The organism is Endozoicomonas sp. 8E (assembly GCF_032883915.1).
GTDB lineage: Bacteria > Pseudomonadota > Gammaproteobacteria > Pseudomonadales > Endozoicomonadaceae > Endozoicomonas_A.
In genome coordinates this window covers 5,516,164-5,540,143 of record NZ_CP120717.1, presented here as the reverse complement: position 1 = coordinate 5,540,143, position 23,980 = coordinate 5,516,164, and the positions used below count along the sequence as shown (strand labels likewise).

Genomic DNA, 23,980 nt, shown 5'->3' with positions numbered 1-23,980 from the left:
CTCTTTTGATTCATGACTCTCAATAATTGAGAGCATACAAAAAGAGGCTGTTATGACTCGCTACTCCAAAGAAATGAAAGAGTCCATTATCCAGAAGATGATGCCGCCAAATAATGTTTCCGTGGCTCAGCTTAAAAGAGAAACCGGCATTAATGATGCAACCCTGTATACTTGGCGCAAACAGGCAAAAGCGCAAGGTGTAGCCGTGCCCGGTGATGGTAAGAATCCTCAGCAGTGGAGTGCTGAAAACAAGTTCGCGGTTCTGATGGAAACCGCCAACATGAACACAACAGAGCTATCCGAATACTGTCGTAAGAAGGGTCTCTACTACGAAGACTTGCAGCAGTGGAAAGCTGATTTTATCGCAGGCAGCACAAAGCCTGCTGAATCCCGTCAGGTACAGGCCGCTGCCAGACGAGATGACAAGAAGCGCATCCAGAAACTGGAAAAAGAACTCAAACGCAAAGACAAGGCACTTGCTGAAACCGCAGCACTGTTGGTTCTAACAAAAAAGGCAAACGCGATCTGGGGGGAGCGCGAGGACGATTGATTCCTCTCCCTGATCGCAAGGAAGCCGTTGCTTTAATCCAGGAAGCTGTTTCACAGGGTGCACGTAAAGTGAAAGCCTGTGCTGCGCTCAACCTGTCGATACGCACGGTTCAGCGCTGGCAAAAAGATGTAGAACAGGTGCGGGAAGATCAGCGTCAATACGCAGACCGGACAATGCCTGCCAACCAACTAACCAAGAGTGAGCAAAACGAGATTCTGAAAGTCTGTAACAGCGAGCGATTCAAAAGTAAGTCGCCATGCCAAATTGTACCGACACTGGCCGACGAAGGTGTTTATATGGCTTCTGAGTCAAGCTTTTATCGAGTGCTGAAGGCCCATAATCAACAGCATCATCGCGGTCGCAGTCAGAAGCCCGCAAAGCGGAAGCCGACATCGCATCGGGCTACGGCTCCGAATCAGCTCTGGTCGTGGGATATAACATTTTTGGGGTCGCCGATCAGGGGTAAATATTATTATCTCTATTTGGTTCTGGACGTCTATAGCCGCATGATTGTGACCTGGGAAGTCCATGAGAGGGAGTCCTCTGATCTGGCTGCTCAGATGATCCGCAAAGCTTTCATGCAGAATAAAATCAGCCTTCAGGAGCAACCACTGGTTCTGCACTCCGATAATGGCAGCCCAATGAAAGGGGCGACCATGCTGAGTACTCTTCAGCAGCTAGGAGTACAGACATCGTTCAGCAGGCCGCGCGTAAGTAACGATAACTCATACTCAGAGTCAGGCTTCAGAACCATGAAATATCGTCCCGGGTATCCGAATCACTTCTCCAGTCTGGAGTCAGCCAGAAAGTGGGTGTACGGGTTCGTAAACTGGTACAACATGGAGCATAAGCACAGTGGCATCAAGTTCCAGACCCCCTACGACAGACATACAGGGAAGGCTCAGAAAAGGGTTCTGAATCGTGAAAGAGTTTACCGTAAAGCAAAAGAGCAACACCCTGAGCGATGGGGAAGCCGTGAAACCAGAAACTGGCAATTACCGGTAGAGGTGTGGCTTAACCCTGAGCGATCAGAGAATCAGCAGCATTGTGATTTAGCTGCATAAGTTGAGGCGACATCTACCTTGAAAGTTACCGTTGGCTGAGCTGTCTTCTTCATTACCTACTGCAGGTGGCGGCTACTCCTATGCCCGTCGGGCAATGGGTCCCTGGGGAGGGTATCTGACAGGCACCGCCATACTTCTTGAATATGCGATCGCGCCTGCGGCGATAGCTGTTTTTATAGGCGGATATGTGAACGAACTTTTTGGTTGGGATGGGCCCCTGGTTTACGGTGCCTTCTATGCTGCCTTTATTGGTTTGCACCTTTTGGGGGCTGGAGAAGCTCTGAAAATCATGATGGTGATTACCGGTCTGGCATGTTTAGCCATAGTCGTGTTTATCCTGGGAATGATTCCTGCCTTCAACGTCGACAACCTGTTTGATATCGCCGTCAATGCAGAAGCTAACGGCGCTTCAACTTTCCTGCCCGAAGGTTATATCGGTATCTGGGCTGCCATCCCATTTGCCATGTGGCTGTTTTTGGCGGTAGAGGGTGTTCCCCTGGCGGCGGAAGAAGCCACTGATCCCAAGAGGGATATGCCCAGAGGGATTATCACCGCCATGGCCCTATTGTTGTTGTTTGGAGGGCTGGTGCTGGTTCTGGCCCCCGGCGCAGTAGGCGCTGAATACATGAAGGATCATGCTGCTCCACTGGTAGGGGCTTTGCAACAGGTCTATGGTAAAGGTTCTTACATGGCGACCTTTGTAAACTTTGTTGGGCTTGCCGGTCTGATCGCCTCCTTCTTTTCTATCATTTATGCTTATTCCCGACAGGTATTTGCTTTGTCCAGAGCCGGCTATTTACCTCGCTTTTTATCAAAAACCGGTCAGCGAAAAGTGCCTGCAATGGCCCTGGTTATTCCGGGAATCATTGGCTTCCTGCTGTCATTGACCGGAGAAGGTGATCTGATGATCACTATGGCCGTTTTTGGTGCCACTATCTCCTACGCCATGATGACGCTGTCTCATATTATCCTGCGAGTTAAAGAGCCAGAGCTGGAACGTCCTTATAAGACGCCGGGCGGCATCATAACGTCAGGTATCGCTTTTGCTCTTGCCATTATTGCCTTTATCTCTACCTTTCTGGTGAGCAGGGAAGCTGCTTTCTGGTCTGCGGTTTTCTACGCTGTCATGGTGGCTTATTTCGGTTTATATAGCCGACAACACCTGGTGGCTAAAGCGCCAGAAGAAGAATTCGAAGCTATTACCAAAGCTGAGTCTGAGCTGAGCTGATTGGTTGGGCACCTTTCCGGTGCCTGACTCCTGAAAAGCCTGAGAAAAACGAGTATCAAATATGCACAACCCCAGAGATGTCAGAACCATTGATGATGCCAAAAAGATTGTTGAAGAGAGGGGACTCTCGCACGTTAAGGTCGGTCTTTTCGATAATGACGGGATCATGCTTGGCAAATACATGAGCAAGGCCAAGTTTTTTTCAGCTCTGGAAAGCGGCTTTGCCTTTTGTGATGTGATCCTTGGCTGGGACAGTAAAGACCAGCTCTATGACAATGTAAAATACACAGGCTGGCATACCGGATACCCTGATGCTCCCGTCCGCATCTTGCCCCATTCCTGCCGGGAGATCCCATTTGAAAATGGCATGCTATTGTTCATCGCAGAGTTCAAGGGGCAGTCAGAAGCGCTCTGTCCGCGCGGGACATTGAGAAGGGTGATAGAAAAAGCAGCCGATATGGGTTTTGATGCCCGTGCGGCGCTGGAATATGAGTTTTTTATGTTCCAGGAGACACCGGAATCGGTTCGGGAAAAAGGTTTTCGAAACCTCAAACCATTGACGCCTGACTGGTTTGGTTATTCGATGATAAGAAACTCGGTGCATTCCGATCTTTATCACCAGATACTGGAAATGGCCGAAGTAATGGACTTTCCCATCGAAGGCATTCATACAGAAACCGGACCGGGCGTGGTCGAAGCTGCCATTGCCGTTGACACTGCTGAAAACGCCGCAGACAAAGCCGCACTGTTTAAAACGTTTATGAAAGTGCTGGCACAGCGAAATGAACTGATGGCCACTTTTATGGCCAAGTGGTCACCGGATTATCCGGGGCAGAGCGGTCATATTCATTTGTCGTTGTTCAACAAAAAGGATGGGCGGTCGGCGTTCTTTGATCCCAGCCAGAAACACAACATCAGCCAGACACAGAGGCACTTTATTGCCGGTTTGCAGCGATTAATGCCTGAATTCCTGCCGATGTTGGCCCCTACCGTCAATAGTTACACCCGACTCATTCCCGGCTTCTGGGCACCTACCGACGCGACCTGGGGGGTTGAAAACCGAACCACCGCACTGCGTGTCATTCCGGGCTCAGAAAAGTCACAGAGAGTGGAGTACCGGCTGGGCTCTGCGGATGCTAACCCTTATCTTTCCCTTTCCGCTGCTCTGGCTTCTGGTCTTCAGGGCATTATTCACCAATGGGAGCCTGAGGATCAGGTGAAAGGTAATGCCTACGACCAGGGGCACCCACCTGAATATGCACTTCCATCAACGCTCTGGGACGCAGCCCAAAAATTCAAGCAATCCGAAGCCGCCCGAACGATGTTGGGTGACGCTTTTGTCGAACACTACGCTGCTTCCAGAGAGTGGGAAGAACGAGAGTTCAGAAAGCATATTACGGATTGGGAAATGGATCGTTATTTCGAAATTATCTGATCACTTCCAACGGATTTAAAACAATGAATAATATACAGATTACCCTTTCGCCGGTGGATGGTTCGGTGGTTGCTGAACGTCCACTGTCTGATGTTTCAGACATTAGTCAAGCGTTGGCAAAGGCTGAGAAAGCTCAGCTTGACTGGCAGAGTCTTGCTCTGGAAGAGCGGCAAAACATCTGCAGCAAAGCGGTGGATTACTTTGTCAGCCAGAAAGACGACATTGCCAGTGAAATTACCTGGCAGATGGGCAGGCCTGTCAAATACGCTGCCGGTGAAGTAGCAGGGTTTGAAGAGCGTGCCCGCTATATGATTGAAGCTTCAAGTGAAGCACTGAAGCCCGTCACAATTCCTGAAAAAGAAGGCTTTACCCGTTATATCTGCAAGGAAGCTCTGGGTGTTGTGCTGGTCATAGCGCCCTGGAATTATCCCTACCTCACCGCAATCAACAGCATTATGCCAGCCCTGCTGGCCGGTAATGCTGTGCTTCTGAAACATTCCGCTCAAACCCCGCTTTGTGCCGAGCGCATGGTAGAAGCCTTTCTGGAAGCGGGTCTGCCTGAAGGGCTTTTTCAGTATCTGCATATGTCCCATGAGAACACCGAGTACCTGATTCAGTGTGACGCCATCAAGCATGTGGCATTTACTGGCTCAGTACCTGCAGGAGCCACAGTAGAAAAGGCGGCTGCCGGACGATTCATCGGTATGGGTCTGGAGCTTGGTGGCAAAGATCCCGCTTATATCAGAGCGGATGCTGATCTGGATGCAGCAACAGACACGGTGATAGACGGTGCTTTCTTTAACTCCGGTCAGTCCTGCTGTGGCATAGAAAGGCTCTATGTGCATGAAGCTATTTATGATGCATTTGTTGAAAAAGCGGTTGCGCTGGTGAAGCAATACCGTCTCGGACGACCCGATGATCCTGAAACCACTCTGGGCCCTCTGGTGAAAAGCAGTGCTGCGGACTTTGTCAGGGGGCAGGTGGACGAAGCTGTTTCACAGGGGGCCGTTGCTCATATCGATCCGGCCTTGTTTTCAAAGCATGAGCCAGGCACTCCCTATCTTGCTCCCCAGCTGCTGACTCAGGTAAATCACGCTATGCGAGTGATGACTGAAGAAAGTTTCGGTCCTGTTTTAGGGATTCAAAAAGTTTCCTCAGATGAAGAAGCGATCAGCCTGATGAACGACAGTGAATTTGGACTGACTGCCGCCATTTTCTCAAGGGATATTGAGCGGGCGGTTGAGTTGGGTCGTCAGGTTCAAACCGGCACTTTCTTTGTCAATCGCTGTGACTATCTTGACCCTGCTCTGGCCTGGACAGGTATTAAAAACTCTGGTCGGGGCTGTACTCTGTCGGTGTTGGGTTTTAATGCCCTGACCCGACCCAAATCCTTCCACATCAAGCACGGCTGAGGCAGTAAGGAGACATCAATGAACATTGAGCAGTACACAGCTAACTGGAACTTCCCGACAGCTATCCGAACGGGCGCTGGCCGCATCAAAGATCTACCTGCTGCCTGCATTGAACTGGGGATGAAAAATCCACTCATTATTACCGATCCGGGGTTATCACAGCTGCCCATGGTTCAGGAAGCCCGGCTACAGGTCAGCTCTGCTCTGACCGGGTGTGGACTGTTTTCCGGAATCAAGGGTAATCCAACCGGCGAGAATGTTTCAGCCGGTGTGGCTGCCTGCAAGGAAGCTAACCATGATGGTGTCATCGCTTTTGGTGGAGGTTCTGCCCTGGATGCAGGCAAGGCTATTGCCCTGATGGTTGGCCAGAGTCGTTCAATCTGGGATTTTGAAGATGTGGGTGATAACTACCTGAGAGTCAATGCAGAGGGAATGTTGCCCGTTGTGGCTGTGCCCACCACTGCCGGAACAGGCTCAGAAGTGGGGCGTTCTTCCGTGATCACCCATCAGGATGAACAGGTGAAAAAGATTATTTTTCACCCGGGTATGCTTCCTGGCATCGTGCTTCTTGATGCGGAACTGACCTGTGGTTTACCTGCCGGACTCACCGCAGCGACCGGTATAGATGCACTCTCTCACAATCTTGAAGCCTATTGTTCGCCTTTCCATCATCCTATGGCCCAGGGCATCGCACTGGAAGGCATTCGTCTGGTAAAAGACTATCTTCCCAGGGCAGTGGCGCAGGGCAGTGATCTTGAGGCCCGGCATCAAATGCTGGTGGCCTCCAGTATGGGGGCAACGGCCTTTCAGAAAGGTCTGGGTGCTATGCACGCTCTGGCCCATCCACTGGGGGCTTTATACGACGCTCATCATGGATTGTTGAATGCCATTCTGATGCCCTATGTTCTGAAGGCAAACAAAGCCGCCATCGGTCAGAAAATGGCGGCTCTCAGTCGTTACCTTGACCTGCCTGCCCCGGGCTTTGACGCTTTCTTCAACTGGGTGATAGAGCTCAGAGAAGAGTTGGAAATCCCCCATACTCTGGCTGAAATCGGAATCGACGAAAGCCAGCTGGATAAAGTCGGGCGGATGGCGTTTGCCGATCCTTCGGCAGCCGGAAACCCAATCTCTTTTTCTGCGGCTGAATATCAGCAGATAGGTCAGGATGCGGTTCGAGGAGATCTATGATGAAAGTCGGTTTGCTGTTGTGTGATGACGTTTCGCCCGAGCTGCGTAAGGTCCACAACAATTATCCGGATATGTTTCTGGCTCTGCTGAAAAAGCAGGAACCTGATATACAGATGGTCACCTACCGGGTATTGGATGATGAGATTCCTGAAACGACCAATGAGTGTGACTGCTGGATTATCTCGGGCAGCCGTCACAGTGCTTATGATCCTTTTCCATGGATAGCTTTATTGGAAGGGTTTATCAGAAGGCTGTATGAGGATCGTTGCAAGCTGGCGGGTATCTGTTTTGGTCATCAGATCATGGCAAACAGTCTTGGGGGGCAAGTAGTGCTGGCTGATAAAGGCTGGGGTGTTGGTATGTCCTACAATCACGTCACGCGAAAGACCCGTTGGATGGAGCCTGCGGTTGTGGATTTCAAATTACTGGTCAGTCACAGGGATCAGGTCACAGGTTTGCCTTCTTCGGCTGAAGTACTGGCCCGCAGTGATTTCTGTCCCAATTTTATGCTGCAATATGGCGATTCTTTTATCAGTGTTCAGGGGCATCCGGAGTTCAGCAAGTCTTACTCTGCGGACTTGATGAACTCACGTCGGGAAGCGATTCCCGGGGACAGAGTGCTCAAGGGTATGGATTCGCTGAAAGACGATCCTGACAGTGATCTGATAGCTCAATGGATCATGCGGTTTTTCAAACAGTAGTCACGATCTAACCCGGAAATTTAATTGAGTTTCCGGGTTCACATTAAAATGGCTTATTAATCAATTGGTTATATTAATATATGAAGTGCTGAAACAAACGGCTACGTTTTAGTAACAGTAGTCTTATTCAGATTTGACGTATGATATCAGTCAGTTGCCAGAGGTAGATCGAACCCTCTGGCCGTGTTGAGTGTTTGATTGTCATTGCCCTGAGGAAACCCAAGTCCATATGAAATGGATTGAGCTCTGGTCGCGCATCTGAAAGACCGGGCCAACAGAACAACATTATGTTTTTAGATCAATATTGTACTGAACTGGAAAATAACCAGTTCTCATTCACTCGTCAGCAGTCCAGTGATTTTGCCAAGAATATCGCCAATGACTTCAACCCGCTGCATGATGTGGACACCAAGAAGTTTTGTGTTCCGGGTGATCTTCTGTTTGCTAAAATCCTGTGCTCTGAAGGTTTGTACCCTGATATGAAAGTGAGTTTCAGTGGCATGGTCAGTGATGGCGTTGCCCTGTCGATTGCCGATGCTGACAATGGTGACAAGATTATTTGTGACCAGAGTGAGAAGGAATACCTCCGGGTTGAGCATAATGGCAAGCAAACAAACAATGCCGACATGATTGCAAAGCTGGTAAAGGCTTATGTGGCGTTCTCAGGTGAAAACTTCCCACATGTCCTGGTGCCACTGATGAAAGAGAAGAATGTCATGATTAATGTGGCACGGCCTCTGGTTATCTATGAAACCATGTCGGTACATCTGGATACGATTGAACTGAAAGACCCGGTAATAGAGGCCTCAGCGTCTCATCTGGAAGTGAATGGCAAACGTGGTAATGTTACCTTGGGCTTTGTCTTCAAAGAAGGTGGCAAAGTTGTGGGAGAAGGGAAGAAAACCATGGTTCTGGCCAACCTGCGGGAATACGATCAGACTACCATCGACAGTATGGTAGAGGAGTATAATCGTCGCCGGATAGAATACGCAGCCTGATTCTTCTTCTGCATTACCTTTCGGGAGTCTATCAGGCTCCCGTCATTCTGTTATAATCCCGAATCCGCCAAGGAAGACAACAGAGAGCCCGGTTTCCAGAGAGCTTCTCAAACATCAGGATTAAGAACCAGAGAGAAAGGATAGTGAGTCATGCCTGCATACCGTTCAAGAACCTCGACCCACGGTCGTAATATGGCTGGAGCCCGTTCGCTTTGGCGTGCCACGGGTATGAAGGATGATGACTTCAAAAAGCCTATTATTGCTGTAGCCAACTCTTTTACCCAGTTTGTTCCCGGCCATGTTCATCTAAAAGACATGGGACAGCTGGTGGCCAGAGAAATTGAAAAGCATGGCGGTGTAGCCAAAGAGTTTAATACCATCGCCGTCGATGATGGTATCGCGATGGGGCACGACGGCATGCTTTACTCCCTGCCCAGCCGGGATATCATTGCCGACTCCGTTGAATACATGGTGAATGCCCATACTGCTGATGCCCTGGTCTGTATTTCCAACTGCGACAAGATTACTCCCGGAATGCTCAATGCCGCCATGAGACTGAATATCCCGGTGATATTTGTCTCGGGTGGCCCCATGGAGGCCGGTAAAACCAAATTGGCACAGCATGGCCTGGACCTGGTCGATGCCATGGTCATTGCCGCTTCCGATGCCGACGATGAAACTGTTGCTGAGTATGAACGTTCAGCTTGCCCAACCTGTGGCTCATGCTCCGGTATGTTTACCGCCAACTCCATGAACTGTTTGACGGAAGCTCTGGGTCTGTCCCTGCCGGGCAATGGTTCCATGCTGGCCACTCATGCTGATCGTGAGCAACTGTTCCTCGAAGCCGGGCGACGGATTGTCGATATTACCAAGCGTTACTACGAGCAAGATGACGTCTCTGTTCTGCCTCGTTCTATTGCCAGCTACAAGGCTTTCGAAAACGCCATGAGCCTGGATATCGCTATGGGCGGCTCTACCAATACCATTCTGCATTTGCTGGCCGCTGCACAGGAAGCCGGTGTCGATTTCACCATGAAGGACATTGATGCTCTATCTCGCAAGGTGCCTCAGCTGTGCAAGGTGGCACCTAACATCCAGAAATACCACATGGAAGATGTCCATCGTGCCGGTGGCGTGTTTGGCATCCTGGGTGAACTGGATCGGGCAGGGTTGTTGAACAACGAGATCCCGACGGTTCACAGTGAAACCATGGCTGCGGCTCTGGCTAAATGGGATATCAAACAGACCAGTGACGAATCGGTACTGACATTCTTCAAGGCGGGACCGGCCGGCATTCGTACGACACAGGCATTCAGTCAGGAAACTCGCTGGCCAACGCTGGACGATGATCGTGAATCAGGTTGTATCCGTACACTGGAGCATGCATACAGCAATGAAGGTGGTCTCGCGGTTCTCACGGGTAATATTGCCCTGGATGGTTGCGTAGTAAAAACGTCTGGTGTCGATGAGAGTATTCTGGTTTTTGAAGGACCTGCTCATATCTGTGAGAGTCAGGAAGATGCGGTCAGTGATATTCTCGAAGGTCGGGTAGAAGCCGGTGATATTGTTATCGTCCGCTATGAAGGTCCCAAAGGTGGTCCGGGTATGCAGGAGATGTTGTATCCGACCAGCTACCTGAAATCCAAAGGTTTGGGTAAAGAGTGCGCGCTCCTGACCGATGGTCGTTTCTCTGGCGGTACTTCCGGACTTTCCATTGGTCATGCTTCTCCAGAAGCCGCAGCGGGAGGCAATATTGGTTTGGTGGAACAGGGTGATATTGTTCGTATCGATATTCCTAATCGTACCATTGACGTACAGTTGTCTGATGAAGAGCTGGCCGAGCGTCGTACCCGGATGGAAGCGAAAGGCAAGGCAGCCTGGAAACCTCTGAAAGAGCGGCCTCGTAAGGTTTCGGCGTCATTAAAAGCCTATGCGGCTATGGTGACCAGCGCCGATAAAGGTGCTGTCAGAGATGTGTCGCTTCTGGACTGATAGTGACTCTTGAACGACAAGCTCTATGTTATATAGATCTTGTCGTTCATTTTATGAATCTTAAAAAACAAAAAATTCAGGACAATGAGTCTGAGCTTACATTGATGTGCCGACTTAATCGAAAATAGCCACTATTTTGGCTATCGCTTCTTCAACTGCATCAGGATCAGCTTTCTCTATGAATTCTAGTTCTCTCGAAATGTAGTCCAATGACTTGATCTGTTCACAAAGTGCAACTCCTGAAACATCTCCGCCATCAATTTTGACCTCAAAGGGCCAGCCTCTTATTGTTGATGTTATTGGGGCCACCAAAGCATATTTGGTAAACCGGCTATACAGCTTATTCGATAGAACCAACCCCGGCCTTCTCTTACGTATTTCCCTTCCTGAGGAGGGATCGAAGTTGATCCATACAACATCACCTCTGTCAGGAATATAGGGCATCAAATCTTCTCCCCACCAACAGGACCATCATTCATCCACTCCCTATCTTCCTGACTAGGCTCAAAACTGTTCTCGTCATAACCATCAAACATTTGCTCCAAGGTGTATTTCATCTTTGGCTTTGATTCCTTCAGGAGAATTTCGCCCTTTAAAGAATTTACTTCCAACCAGGAACCTTCACCTAACCCTGAAATAGAAAGAGCCTTAGCAGGTATTCTAACGGCAAGGCTATTACCCCATTTTTTAATTTGAACGATCATCTGGCCACTGGCTCCGAATAAAAGTATATACACAGGTATAAACTATAGCGCCTGTGCAAGTTAATACAAGCGTTCTTAAATTTGGCCACTTTTAAAACTACGAGTGCTCAAAATCGTACAGGTAACTGAAATTTTAGTTTCAGGTCTCCACCCCATGCTCAAACACTAATCCTTACTGACTTTCATTTTCAGAGATGAGGTTGAGCCCGTTATCCGCCTTTTTCTATTCAAAAACGGAGTTAAAAGGGTGATCAGGCAAAGCCTGGCGGGTGCTGAAAATCTGTCGCTGCTGCAATAGATGGACTACTTTACTGTTGCGTTCAAACTAAGCGAGAAAGACGACGATGGGTAATTATATGGCTCGATTACCAACCGCTGCTTCCCTTGGCTTCATCATGATGGCTTGCCCCTGTTCAAAACTGCTGGCAGGAAGTCCTTTTTCAACGCCAGTGGTGGAGGAATTTGCCAGAGAAAAAACCACAAAAGGGTCTGGCTTCCTGGACGATTTAATTAATCATAATGCTTATACAGGGAAAATCCCTCCTTTTGTACCCAGCCCAAATAGCACCCATCTTATCTTTGCAATGAACCATGAAAATGAGCAAGGTGAAAAAGTAGCTGAGGATTCAGAAGCATCGGACGGGGCCGGAGCGCAGCAGCCGCAGCCTTTAATGGAAATTCCGCTCCCGCCAATGAATCATGCACAAATTACTGCCATTATCACGGGATTGAATACGGGAATTGATAACAACACCCTGAACACTATGTTGAGCTATATCCCGATAACCCCACCCGATGAGAGCCTTACAATTGCAAGCATGATTCAGCAAGTGCAACAAGCTCTGCATATTTCGGCTGACAGTAACCAGAATGCAATGATAGGCGTTCTGACTAACATTGTGGGTACCGAATCTCCTGTCGATATGAGCAAGCCAGAAGATCAACAGAACCTGGCGATTTTGATGTTGAGTTACTACACAGTCATCCATTCAAATGGAAGCCTCCCTCAGGTAGCTCATGCTTTATTTGACGCATTCCTGTTTCACGCCACTGGCTTGTCTGGTATTGAGAGACTCCATGCCGGAAAACGTGATCTTTTAGGTACATTAGCATCAATAAACGATCACGATGTTTTAAAAGCAAATGTTAAAGAGTCTGCTTCAGTCTTCTCTGGCCTTAAGTTATTGGGAGAAATGCGTCTTAAGATTTTGCAACAATTGGGTGGTCCTTCAGAAGCTGAAAGTTCTGAGTCATCAGCAGACCCAATGTTATTAGCGGCTTCCTCTCTGCTCAACTTTGGCGTTAATAAAAATTTAACACCGCTTTATCAGTATGATATAGAGTCAGCTGAACAAATGTTAATGCTTATAGAAGAATATGGTGAGAAAGATCCTGAATCAGTTGCCTCGAATATGCAGTTCATGAGTTTCTTGTATGCCACAAGTCTGAAGCTTGAACTTCTCTTTAAAAAAATCGTAAGTGTACATGTTGATAATATGTCGAGTTGTTTTAGCCAGTCAGATACGGATGAAGACATGTTTGAACATTACGTAACGATTTTCAGAAAATTAGAATTAAAGATAAGACACGAAAGGGTATTAAAGGCCTCAAATGACAACCCTGGAAATGAAAACCCTGAATTGTTTCAAAACTTTCTTCTAGCCTTAGAAAAGTTCATATCAAATCAATTAGAAAAACCGTTTATTGGTAGAAGTGAATACACTCCCACAATGTTAAGGCTCTCCATAAGATTTGCCCAAATGCAGATAAACTATGATTTGGCGGTGTCACGCGCTGTGAGGGCGATGTTTCTGCCAACTGTTAAAACCAACGTCACTGAGCAGGTTCATGGAGCTATACAAAACAAGGCAGAAAAGGGAGATAAAGAAAAAGAGCTTAGCATCGAAGAGAAAGAGAAGGAGAGAAAAAGAGAAGAAGAGAGGATAAAATATCTGGAAAAACGGCAAAAATACCTGAGCGATTTCACTGATTGGTTCGATGCTAACTTTGATTATTCTGTGGAAGCGCTTTATGGTTCTGAGAATATCGAGGCCGTCAGAGCGAGCGTGGAAACGCTTTATGATTCTGAGAATATCGAGGCTGTGATGGCGAGAGTGGAAGCGCTTTATGATTCTGGAGGTATCGACGCCGTCAGAGAGAGTTTTGGCTTTTGAAGGAGTTTATTTTTAATCTTCTTCCTGTTCTTTCAGACCGATTGCTAAGTACCTGGCCAGTTGGTTTCGCATATTCTGGCGAGAGGATTTTTTCATCCTTCAAGGCGCAACGACGGGCGCGTAGCCATAGCTACGCAACCAGAGTTGGAACGCAGAAGGATGGAAAAAGCCGCCGTCCAGAATATGCGAAACCAACTGGTTAGGTACTTATTAGCAGGCTTTCCGGTAAATTTTTAAAAAGAAGATCAGAGATTGCTCAGGAAGAGTATCAGAATCAGGCCCGGGCAAATCGTCCTGATGTACCAGGGCCAGATCTTCCAGAACAGACTCTTTCGGATTTCAGGAAAGCCCTGACTCAATTCCTTCAGCAGGCGGTTCTGACGCATGATCCAGCTGCCATAAATGGCAATCATGAAGCACAAAACAGGTTGCAGATACTGAGTAGCGACTTTAACGGCCAGACCCAGCAACATCTCAATGTGATAAATGATTAAAATCGACAGGCAGGCCGAGATCACCGTAATGCACCAGCTGGCGTAGTGGCGACGAAAACTGAGCTTTTCAACCATAAAGGCTACGGTTGGCTCTATCAGAGAAATCGATGAAGTCAGCGCGGCAATCGTCAGCAGCATGAAGAAAGCCAGGGCAACCAGCTGCCCGAGTATTCCCAACTGATTAAATAAGGTTGGCAGTACGTTAAACACCAGCGTGTCAGCACTGTGGAGCTGTCCGTTAGCGGTGTAAATCTCGATACCCTGCTGCATGGCAGCGAACATACAGGGAATGATCAGCATACCGGCCAGGAACGCCACTGAGCTGTCAACCAGTGCAACCTGGAAAGCGGTGAGTGGAAGATTGGCATTTTTACCCAGATAAGAACCGTAAACCATCATGCAGCCCACACCCAGAGACATAGAGAAGAAAGACTGCCCCAGGGCTGAAATCAAAAGCTGTTGGTTCAGTAGTTTGGAAAAGTCCGGAATCAGATAGACTTTCAAACCTTCTATGCCACCGGGTCGGCTTAGAGCGAAAACAATGAGCATCGACAAAATAATAAACAGGGCGGGCATCAGTCTGTTACACCAGCGCTCGATGCCTTCTTTAACCCCGCCGATGACGATCAATGTGGTCAGAACCATGAAAAGCAGGGTGACCAGAGTCGTTGAGTAAACATTAAAATCAGTCAGCCAGCTGGCCGCCGCGTGAAGGCTGCTCAATTCGAAGATCGGGGCCAGAGAGAAACCAGTAAACCAGCCACCGATAATGCTGTAAAAACTGTAAATCAGAGTCAGGGTCACTAATCCCATAATGCTGGTGATCAAGCCCAGTTTTCTGACCCAGTTCCTGTTGTCCAGACCGGTCATGGCGGTCACTGAGTTGGATTGACTGTATCGACCGATAGTCAGTTCGGCCACCAGTGTGGGGTAAGCCAGAAGGAATGAGAAACAGAGGTAGACCAGAACAAAGGCTGCGCCGCCATTTTGTGCCGTCTGGGTTGGAAAACTCCAGATGTTTCCCACACCTACTGCGCAGCCGGCAGCGGCAATAATAAAGCTCAGTCTGCTACTGAACTGACCTCGTGTAGTCTGGATTTTTGGCAATGTGGATTTACTTTGATCAGTCATTCCATTCAGGGACTGTTTGTCCGCCGGCTTATTTTTAATGCAGCCTGTTGATAGCAGCTTCCTCGTTGTCTGATGCGTGAGCCTGATCTGTATGGGCTGACAACTGCGTCGCTGTACCAGCAAACCCCAAAGACTATAGCAGTGATTTCGAGGTTTGCTTTTCGTTTCTATCTACTTGATAGGGCGAATGAACAGCAACGGCTTGCCCTTTTCCAGTACGTAGGGGTAGGCGATGGTTTTGTTGTCGTCCCCGATACCCACCTCTTTGGGCGCCATGTAAAAATAGACCCACCCTGGCAGACGGGCACTCAGCTTCTGATAAAAGACATTCTCGCTGATGCTCTCCAAACCTTCCCCCTGGGTGATGGACAGCCTGGGGAAAGCGTTATCATCATGGGCTGAGAAAAACCAGGCTGGCTCTCCCGCCATACTGAAATAGGAGAATGAAGGAGCATGGTCGACAGTGCTTGGAACCGGGATATACAGACTCAGAACACAGTTCATTCGTGCAAAAGAGCAGGTAGCACCGGTCTGTTCCAGGTACCACTGCTTGAAAGCCAGACCATTATGCTCGAAAGGCGTTTTGATCGGCTTGTACTTGTAATTCATGTCGTTGAGGATAGTCAGGGCGGAGCGGGTCAGCATCAGCTCCATCGTTTCCCTGGCTCCGATCTCATCCTTGGCCATGGCGATGGGCATCCAGGCAAACAACCTGTGGTGGTCATAATGGCTGGCACCCGGTACCGTCCATCCCCAGTAAAAGCGTTCAAAGGCGCCATAAGGTTTGACATTAACTCCCACCACACCGCTGGCGGCACCATAGGCCGGGTGAGAAATATTGCCCAGTTTGTAGTCCTCCAGCTTGCCTTCCTTGTTGTAAGCTCCGGCAGGTAACTGCTGGTCATACACCTGTTCAAGCATGCCGCCTGCATTAGTCAGGTTCTTGGCTTTGGACCATTTTTCGTTATAGGCCCCTTTATGGTTTGACACGTTGAAGGCACAGCCTGCTATCAGCAATGCAGCAGCTGCTCCCAGCAGGTTTCGAAAAATCATATCCATACACTCCTGTGCGCGGTTTCGGATCTCTCGAACCATCGGCCCTGCCATAGAAGCCTTTATAGAAGTTGTTCGCTTGTTGCAAATGCGTCTAGCAAGAGGGTTTATTTAGTGCAATAGGAAATTACAAGCGACTAATTAAAGGCAGATTGAGTCAACCGACTGAGATTGAATACCATTTTTAGCCAGACGTCTGACGGTCACAGCTGTCTGTTTAATGTCATTAATAACGTGCTCAGTGGTGGTTGTAATCAATGAAGCTCAAAGGGAGCCTCATTGTGTGAGATCAGCTTGAAGGGGAGCAGGCATGCCGGCCAGGAAAAGGCTCAGGGTCAATAATTCATCCCAGCAGTTGATTTTTTCAAGCCCTTTGACACCTTTGTCAATATGGCCAGAGTGAATCAGCATTTGGCGAAAGGCACGCTCACTGTGACGACCCATGCATTTTTCCAGCAGGTTTTTACGCTTCTTGAGAATAAAGGGTGACATGCCGTGAGTTTTGGCTGCCTGATCATAAGCCACATTGGGCGGCGTGCCCCGGGATTTTAATCGGCTGAGGTGGCTGAGCAGTCGCACGTCACGGGCCAGAGCCCAGAGTACAATGGGTGGCTCAATGCCTTCGCTTTTCAGGCCGCCAAGTATTCTGACCACAGACTTCGGGTCACCATTCAGAGCGGCATCAGCCAGCTGGAAAACGTCATAGCGGGCACTGTCAGAAACCGCTTCCCTGACGGTTTCCACTTCAATCTTTTTGCCATCCGCCAGGAGCTTCAGCTTTTCAATTTCCTGTGACGCGGCCAGCAGATTTCCTTCAATGCGTTCGCAAAGCAGCGAAAGAGCATCCTGGCTGGCTTCAAACCCCTGACTTTTCAGACGGCGGGCAATCCAGCCCGGCAACTTGTCATGTTCAATAGGCCAGATCGGGATAAACAGTCCTTCCTGTTCCAGGGCCTTGAACCATTTTGCCTTTTGGCTGGCATTATCAAGCCGGTCGGTAATGATCAGTAGCAGGTTATCCGGAGAAAGATGTTTCAGATATTCCAGAAAAGCTTTTCGGCCTCCATCCCCGGGCTTGCCATTGGGCATCCTGACTTCGAGAATTTGTTTTTCAGCGAACAGTGAGAGACTGTTTGCTGCTTCCAGAAAATCCCCCCAATCAAAGCTATTGTCGACATGGTAAACGTGTCGCTCGGTAAATCCCTGCTTTCTTGCCGCTTGCCGGATTTGGTCACAGCACTCCGAGACCTGCAGGGGCTCATCGCCACTGACTATGTAGACAGCAGCGAGTTGTCGCTTGAGTTGGGCGCCGAGTTGGTCGGGTCTGATGTTCATTCTTCCACTTCACGCGCCTCTCGCTCGGCTTCGAGGGCTTTGCGGGCTCGCACTTCTTCCTGGCGAAGCACTTCTTCGGAAATACCGGCTACTCTGCGAACAGTGGTCAGCAAAAGCTCCTGACGAAGCTGATCAAAGATGATGGCTTCCTCGCTCAGGGCTGCGTTGGTCTGGTTCTTGTCCTGGAACATGTAGCGCTCGTTGAAGAGCACAATGGGGTCAAAGAGTTTCAGGCCATCATGGGTGCTGAGCTGGTAGGTGGCTTTCAGGATCAGCAGGCGTTCGTACTGACCGACACTGGCTTGAATCTCATCGCCTGTCGAACGCTCCAGACTCACCACTTGCAGGTGGTAGTGGGCATTATCTGTGATCTCAATACCATTGAGCGTGAGGGCTTTTTTTAACTCCCTGACAAACGGCAGATCACTTCCTGAGACAGACAGCTGGGCAATTTCACTGGCAATATCGACCTTGCCTCGCAGCTGAAAGCCGCAGGCTGTCAGCAAACTGGTGATCAGTAGCAGGGGCAGAATGGCTCCTGTATGAAAGCGTCTTGTCATGATTTCTCCATTCCGGGCTCAGGACTCTTTATTGAGCTCATGGCTGTTTTAGCTCAAGGCTGATGAACTGTGACCAGAGATTGTACCAGCAGTCGGACAGTATCTCAGGAGACGGCATGCTAGCATGGCGTCCCCTAAAGGTTAACATCGGAATGCCTGCCTGTGTATCGTTGCCTTGAAGAGCTTAACCGTCTGGAACAACCGTTTTCCGGGTTGTCATGACAAAAGCTGTGTTCTCGTAATAGTACGCAGCTTCATTGATAAAGATGGGGTATCCGGGTTCACCCTGATAGGGAGTCACTGTGCCATCCATATTCTGAAACATCGGCATGCCCGGCTTCAGCTCCTCAAAGTCCCTGTCCTGCAGGGCGCTGTGAACCATGGCAGATATTTGTCCGTCGTCGTCTCTGGGATAATAAAAACGATCCCTGACGGTATAGACTTCGGTGCTTGCTGGCAGGATATTGTCCTGTTCGTTTTCTGACATTTGGGTGAAGTTGACCAGATGTTGGATCACTGATTCAGTGTCTGAAAACTGATCGTGTCGCAAAACGCCGTTGGGAAGAGGGCCGACTTCAATGGTCACTGCGTAGTCGGAAAGGCTGTTCAGCGTCCGGCTGAACTGGTTATCACGGTCACTCAGAATGATTTTTACTTCCGGCATCTGTTGTTGCACATAGGATGCTGCCTTGAGGTTGAAACTTGCCTGATCTTTGATAATCAGCGTCATTCCCATGTTGCTGGTGGTACTGTGCAGATCGATGATAAAACGGTCATTGTTGGCTTTGGGGCCGAGCAGTTGATTGATTTCCCGGGCTCGGCGGTGTTCATAGACCGAATCATCATCGCCGTTGAGAATGTTATCCGTGAAGGAACGATTCAGGTCGGCATCCATAAATCGTCTGACTGCTTTATAAGCTTCAACATTGGCCAGCAGATAATCTACTGGAATGACGCTCTGTTTGAAACTACCGTCCTGTTCCAACTTCCTGATCAGGTTAGGCCCAATCAACTCGTTGCCGTGGGTTCCGCCCACGATAGTGATTCTTTTAATCATAATCAGACCTTTGTTGTACAGGCTGCTAGCAGCCTGTCGGACTTAAGACTGTCCTACACGGCAACTGCTCCTGCGTTGCTCTAGCTCCTGCATCCATGCAGTCGTGCGGTTGCAATAAATTGGTCTAAAAATCCCTGTTTCTTCGTCAAATAGCTCGCTATTCTCCTCAGAAACAGAGATTTTTATCCTCAATTTCTTGCAATCCTCGCTACGGACGCTTAAGTCCGACAGGCTGCTAGACCCGGCTTCAGATTTGTATAACTTTCTGGGAAGTTAAGAGCCCGCAGACCTCTTATGTTCTCATGGGCTGGCGGTCCAGCTACGACAGAGTTCAATCAGTTCCCTGGTTCCCTGACTATTGTACTTTTGTCGGTGCATGATGAAATAGAATTGTCGGCTCAAATCTCTGTCAGGGATTAACAAAGGTATCAGACTGCCCCTTTTGAAAGCATCCTGAAGTGTAATTCTCGACAGGCAGCCAATCCCGAGACCGGCCTCGACAGCTCGCTTGATGGCTTCAGTGTGTTGCAACTCAATAACCACTTTCAGGTTGGGCAGAATGCCGTGCATGGCTCGATCAAACGCCTGACGGGTACCCGAACCGGCTTCACGAAGAATCCAGTCAGCACTCAAAAGATCCTGGTCTGTCAGTTGGGTTTTGTGTTCGAAGTCATGGCCCGGTGCACAGAAGGCAACCAGTTCATCATCACACCAGGGAATGACATTCAGGTCATGGTGGTGTAACTCTCCTTCGATCAGTCCGATATCCAGATCAAAGTTAAGAACCTTCTCGGTAATATTGGCGGTATTGGCCACCTGCAGATCAATATGGGTACCCGGTTTGTCTCTCATCATTCGGGCTACGATGTTGACGGCCAGATAATTGCCTATGGTCAAAGTAGCGCCAACCCGGATCTGTCCTGTCAGAGCTTTACTGAAGAGTTTCTGCTCAAGCTGCCGGGCCTTTTCCAGAAGAGCTTCGGCGTCCGGTCGAATCTGCTGGCCGAGGTCATTCAACTGAAGTCTTTTGCCAATGCGATCAAAGAGCTGAGTATTGAACTTTTGCTCCAGTTCTTTCAGTGCACTGCTGGCGGCAGACTGGGACATGACCAGAGCTTTGGCGGCGCGGCTAAGGTTCTGCTGGCGGGCAACCTCCAGGAAAACCTCCAGTTGTCGGAGAGTCAGTTTCATGAGCTAATCGATTTAATCGAATAATCTTATAAGAATTATCTGTTTTGCAAATATCCTACCCCTGACTGGTCTATTCCGGAAGAAAAAATAGTATGAATAATTGAACTTTTGGCCAACTTTTCTCTCAAACGTTCGATTGTGATGAATTTTTTTCGCTCTGGGTAAGAAACAATCACTCACGTAGCTCAGGTGCCAGCACCTGATGCGACTAGTTGTCGACCAAAGAATGTCTGCTGTCAGTTGATATGATGGTTCGATATTGATCTAAAAACACAATAAGGAACTGACTAATGGATATAAGTTCGCACACCTTCTCAATGGCAAATTTGAAACAATTGATTCTGGAATCGAGAAGTTTCTGTGATGACAGTACAAGAAAAATCAACAATTTGACTGAAGGTAATTTTTCTCAAGAATGTGGCATTTGCTTTAAGGGTGTTTTTGGCTCTCACAACGTCGTTGTTGCACACGTAGAATGGTATTTTTTTGAGTCAACCAACCCCAAACTCCATTTTTTTCATGGTTCCTGTTCCAGGGAATTGGAAGCAACCCGACAGAGTCTCTATTCCCGGGGAATATGCCCTATCTGTCAGGATTACCTGGCCCCGAAATTAGAATTTTCATCGGTGGCTCATGCTGTAGTATCTGGCGAGATAGACCAAGCCCTGGAACTTATGGAGCATGAAGGCCCGGGCTCGAAACACTCTTGGCAGGAAGCGAAAATGTCAGCCCTCCACATTGCAGCGATAAAGGGCGACCAAAATATAGCCAGACTACTGGCCGAGGATCCTGACACCGACGAAGATATTGAACCTGACGAAGGTATTGGTGTCGCCGAAGAACTTGATATCGGCGAAGACATTGACGTTCAAGACTCAAAGGGCAACACAGCACTGCACTACGCAGTCAGCAATCATAACCTGGAGACGGTGAGAACATTACTGGACTTCAATGCTGGTATGAACATCCGCAACGAGTGTGGCCGTACACCTCTGCATCTGGCTGCGGAAAAGCCTGAATGTCCTGATTTGTTTACCCTCTTGATGGAGCATGGAGCCCGTTTCGATATTCCAGATGCAGACGGTCACAGGGCAATCCACATAGCTGTTGATGCTGACCATGAGTTGGCACTTGAAACTCTGATTAAAAACAGAGCCGATGTAAATGCAACTGCTCACGATGGACGTACCGCCCTTCACTACGCAATGGTATTTGGTTTACATCAAAGTTACCCAAAAAAGAAAAACCATTTAGGCCTGGTCAGGATGCTGATCAATGCGGGGGCAAAAGTTGAGCTTCGCACCGGACTCGGGTACACAGCTTTTGACGGAATCAAATATATAGGAAATTCATCCGGCAGGGAGGAAATTATTAAAGTGTTACTCTCGTCTGCTATTAATAGCTTTGCTGATATTAACGCACCGGCTGGTCATTCAGGTCGCGACCCAGGTCGCAACCTTCTTGAATATGCACTCATTGCCAAGGACAAGGAAGCATTGCAACAACTCATTGACAGAGGTGCTCAAGTCACAGACAGAAACCGAGACAAAGTTGACTCGATTTTGAATGATCATAAGGATAAGTAACTGTTCATGATGCAGCAAAGTGTCAGGCAGAACTTTTGGCTAACTTTTCTGTAAAACGTTCGATTGTGATGAACTTTTTACGCTCCGGGTAAGAAACAATCACTCAGATAGCTCAGGTGCCAGCACCTGATGCGACTAGTTGTCGATCAAAGAATGTCTGCTGTCAGTTGATATGATGGTTCGATATTGATCTAAAAACACAATAAGGGACTGACTAATGGATATAAGTTCACACACCTTCTCAATGGCAAATTTGAAACAATTGATTCTGGAATCAGATAGATTCTGTGAAAAAAGTACAAGAAAAATCAACAATTTGACTGAAGGTAATGTTTCTCAAGAATGTGGCATTTGCTTTAAGGGGGTTTTTGGCTCTCACAACGTCGTTGTTGCACACGCTCCACAAAATTTTTTTAAGTCAATCAACCTCCATCTTTTTCATGGTTCCTGCCACAGGGAATTTAAAGAAAACCAGCAGAGTCTCGATTCCCGGAAAATATGCCCTGTCTGTCAGGATTACCGTGCTCCGGAATTAGAATTTTCATCGGTGGCCCATGCTGTAGTATCTGGCCAGATAGACCACGCCCTGGAACTTATGGAGCATGAAGGCCCGGGCTCGAAACACTCTTGGCAGGAAGCGAAAATGTCAGCCCTCCACATTGCAGCGATAAAGGGCGACCAAAATATAGCCAGATTACTGGCCGAGGATCCTGACACCGACGAAGATATTGAACCTGACGAAGGTATTGGTGCCGCCGAAGAACTTGACATAGGCGAAGATATTGATGTTCAAGACTCAAAGGGCAACACAGCACTACACTACGCAGTCAGCAATCATAACCTGGAGACGGTGAGAACATTACTGGATTTCAATGCTGGTATAAACATCCGCAACAAGTGTGGCCGTACACCTCTGCATCTGGCGGCCGAAAACCCTGAATGTCCTGATTTGTTTACACTTTTGATGGAGCATGGAGCCCGTTTCGATATTCCAGATAACGACGGTAACAGGGCAATCCACATAGCTGTTGATGCTGACCATGAGTTGGCACTTGAAACTCTGATTAAAAACAGAGCCGATGTAAATGCAACTGCTCGCGATGGACGTACCGCCCTTCACTACGCAATGGTACTTGGTTTACATCAAGATTACCCTAAAGAGAAAAACTATGTAGGCTTGGTCAGGATGCTGATCAATGCGGGGGCAAAAGTTGAGCTTCGCACCGGACTCGGGTACACAGCTTTTGACGGAGTCGATTATGTGGGAAATCCATCCGACAGGGTGGAAATTATTAAAGTGTTACTCTCGTCTGCTATCAATGGCTTTGCTGATATTAATGCACCGGCAGGTTATTCAGGTTACCACCCAGGTGACAACCTTCTTGAATATGCACTCATTGCTAAGGACAAGGAAGCATTGCAACAACTCATTAAAAGAGGCGCTCAAGTCACAGACAGCAACCGTGATAGAGTTGACTCGATTTTGAATGATCATAAGGATAAGTAACTGTTCATGATTCAGCAAAGTGTCAGGCAGAACCAGCGATCATCAGGAGTGATAACAACCTTGAGTAATCTTATCGGGATCATTCAGCTGAAGTCTTTTGCCAATGCGATCAAAGCGCTGAGTATTGAATTTTTGTTACAGTTCTTTCAGTGCACTGCTGGCGGCAGACTGGGACATGGCCAGAGCTTTGGCGGAGCGGTTAAGGTTCTGCTGGCGGGCAACCTCCGGGAAAATCTCCAGTTGTTGGAGAGTCAGTTTCATTGGGTAATCGATTTAATCGAATAATCTTATAAGAATTATCTGTTTCACAAATATCCTATCCCTGACTAAGATATCCCGGAAGAAAAAATAGTACGAATAAATGAACTTTCGGCTAATGACGCTTTCAAAAAAATTCAGATATCTGTCCAAAAGAGCGGTATATATTAAATTGTTACTCCCGTCCGCTATCAATGGCTTCGGTGATGTTAATGCACCGGTAGATTCTCGGGGTAGGAGCTTTCTTAAATACGCTCTCAAAGCTCGGGACATCGAATCGGTGCGAAAACTCATTGACAGGGATGCTCGATTCACAGGAAAAGATCGCGAGGGAGCTGGCCACCTTTGAATTATTACAAAGA

General features: G+C 48.3%; 19 protein-coding genes and 1 pseudogene. 11 read left to right on the top strand and 9 right to left on the bottom strand.

Annotation, left to right across the window (positions count from 1 at the left end; translation table 11 throughout):
• Positions 1–52: 52 nt before the first annotated feature.
• The 8 genes and pseudogenes from P6910_RS19235 to ilvD all read left to right on the top strand — a co-directional run bounded on the left by P6910_RS19235 (position 53) and on the right by ilvD (position 10,568).
• A protein-coding gene (locus tag P6910_RS19235; protein ID WP_317142866.1) for an IS3 family transposase occupies positions 53–1,614 on the top strand; the annotation gives its coding sequence in 2 pieces (ribosomal slippage) (positions 53–515 and positions 515–1,614; 1,563 coding nt in all).
• A gap of 25 nt (positions 1,615–1,639) precedes the next feature.
• A pseudogene (eat, locus tag P6910_RS19230) lies at positions 1,640–2,842 on the top strand (ethanolamine permease); the annotation flags it as partial.
• 61 nt (positions 2,843–2,903) lie between these two features.
• Entirely contained in the window at positions 2,904–4,277 is a 1,374-nt protein-coding gene (locus P6910_RS19225) for a glutamine synthetase (RefSeq protein WP_317142864.1), read from the top strand.
• A gap of 23 nt (positions 4,278–4,300) precedes the next feature.
• Positions 4,301–5,689 carry an aldehyde dehydrogenase family protein gene (locus P6910_RS19220; RefSeq protein ID WP_317142863.1) on the top strand — a complete coding sequence of 463 codons (1,389 nt, stop codon included), beginning with the start codon at positions 4,301–4,303 and terminating at the stop codon, positions 5,687–5,689.
• A gap of 18 nt (positions 5,690–5,707) precedes the next feature.
• Positions 5,708–6,877 (top strand): iron-containing alcohol dehydrogenase, encoded by a 1,170-nt coding sequence (locus P6910_RS19215; protein ID WP_317142862.1) that lies wholly within the window; start codon positions 5,708–5,710, stop codon positions 6,875–6,877.
• A complete protein-coding gene (locus tag P6910_RS19210) occupies positions 6,874–7,578 on the top strand; it encodes a glutamine amidotransferase-related protein (protein WP_317142861.1) in 705 nt (234 codons plus the stop codon). The genes P6910_RS19215 and P6910_RS19210 overlap by 4 nt, the downstream gene beginning before the upstream one ends.
• Positions 7,579–7,865: 287 nt before the next feature.
• Positions 7,866–8,576 (top strand): DUF3581 family protein, encoded by a 711-nt coding sequence (locus P6910_RS19205; RefSeq protein ID WP_317142860.1) that lies wholly within the window; start codon positions 7,866–7,868, stop codon positions 8,574–8,576.
• Positions 8,577–8,726: 150 nt separating this feature from the next.
• Positions 8,727–10,568 (top strand): dihydroxy-acid dehydratase, encoded by a 1,842-nt coding sequence (ilvD, locus tag P6910_RS19200; RefSeq protein ID WP_317142859.1) that lies wholly within the window; start codon positions 8,727–8,729, stop codon positions 10,566–10,568.
• A 114-nt stretch (positions 10,569–10,682) separates the two neighbouring features.
• Here the strand turns inward: ilvD and P6910_RS19195 are convergent, their stop codons facing one another.
• Both P6910_RS19195 and P6910_RS19190 read right to left on the bottom strand, forming a co-directional pair.
• Positions 10,683–11,012: a type II toxin-antitoxin system PemK/MazF family toxin gene (locus P6910_RS19195; protein ID WP_317142858.1), complete on the bottom strand. Its 330-nt coding sequence runs from the start codon at positions 11,010–11,012 to the stop codon at positions 10,683–10,685.
• Entirely contained in the window at positions 11,012–11,272 is a 261-nt protein-coding gene (locus P6910_RS19190) for an AbrB/MazE/SpoVT family DNA-binding domain-containing protein (protein WP_317142857.1), read from the bottom strand. The genes P6910_RS19195 and P6910_RS19190 overlap by 1 nt, the downstream gene beginning before the upstream one ends.
• 356 nt (positions 11,273–11,628) lie before the next feature.
• Here P6910_RS19190 and P6910_RS19185 point away from each other — a divergent pair, with 356 nt between their 5' ends.
• Entirely contained in the window at positions 11,629–13,446 is a 1,818-nt protein-coding gene (locus tag P6910_RS19185; RefSeq protein WP_317142856.1) for a hypothetical protein, read from the top strand.
• 245 nt (positions 13,447–13,691) lie between these two features.
• Here P6910_RS19185 and P6910_RS19180 read toward each other — a convergent pair whose 3' ends face one another.
• From P6910_RS19180 to P6910_RS19155, 6 genes are all read right to left on the bottom strand, one after another.
• Positions 13,692–15,071 carry a sodium-dependent transporter gene (locus P6910_RS19180; RefSeq protein ID WP_317142855.1) on the bottom strand — a complete coding sequence of 460 codons (1,380 nt, stop codon included), beginning with the start codon at positions 15,069–15,071 and terminating at the stop codon, positions 13,692–13,694.
• Between the two features lie 171 nt (positions 15,072–15,242).
• The gene (locus P6910_RS19175) at positions 15,243–16,124 is read right to left on the bottom strand and encodes a hypothetical protein (RefSeq protein WP_317142854.1); all 882 of its coding nucleotides are present in this window, start codon (positions 16,122–16,124) and stop codon (positions 15,243–15,245) included.
• Positions 16,125–16,400: 276 nt separating this feature from the next.
• Positions 16,401–17,459 (bottom strand): DNA polymerase III subunit delta, encoded by a 1,059-nt coding sequence (gene holA, locus P6910_RS19170; protein WP_317142853.1) that lies wholly within the window; start codon positions 17,457–17,459, stop codon positions 16,401–16,403.
• A complete protein-coding gene (locus P6910_RS19165) occupies positions 17,456–18,019 on the bottom strand; it encodes a hypothetical protein (RefSeq protein WP_317142852.1) in 564 nt (187 codons plus the stop codon). The genes holA and P6910_RS19165 overlap by 4 nt, the downstream gene beginning before the upstream one ends.
• A 184-nt stretch (positions 18,020–18,203) precedes the next feature.
• Positions 18,204–19,076: an aspartoacylase gene (locus tag P6910_RS19160; RefSeq protein WP_317142851.1), complete on the bottom strand. Its 873-nt coding sequence runs from the start codon at positions 19,074–19,076 to the stop codon at positions 18,204–18,206.
• A 300-nt stretch (positions 19,077–19,376) separates the two neighbouring features.
• The gene (locus tag P6910_RS19155) at positions 19,377–20,267 is read right to left on the bottom strand and encodes a LysR family transcriptional regulator (protein WP_317142850.1); all 891 of its coding nucleotides are present in this window, start codon (positions 20,265–20,267) and stop codon (positions 19,377–19,379) included.
• Positions 20,268–20,557: 290 nt separating this feature from the next.
• On the opposite strand from P6910_RS19155, the gene P6910_RS19150 reads away from it, so the two are divergent.
• A complete protein-coding gene (locus P6910_RS19150; protein WP_317142849.1) occupies positions 20,558–21,853 on the top strand; it encodes an ankyrin repeat domain-containing protein in 1,296 nt (431 codons plus the stop codon).
• Positions 21,854–22,070: 217 nt separating this feature from the next.
• Positions 22,071–23,360, top strand: coding sequence for an ankyrin repeat domain-containing protein (locus tag P6910_RS19145; RefSeq protein ID WP_317142848.1), 1,290 nt, complete (start codon positions 22,071–22,073; stop codon positions 23,358–23,360).
• Between the two features lie 135 nt (positions 23,361–23,495).
• Here the strand turns inward: P6910_RS19145 and P6910_RS19140 are convergent, their stop codons facing one another.
• Positions 23,496–23,621: a LysR family transcriptional regulator gene (locus tag P6910_RS19140; protein ID WP_317142847.1), complete on the bottom strand. Its 126-nt coding sequence runs from the start codon at positions 23,619–23,621 to the stop codon at positions 23,496–23,498.
• Between the last annotated feature and the right edge of the window lie 359 nt (positions 23,622–23,980).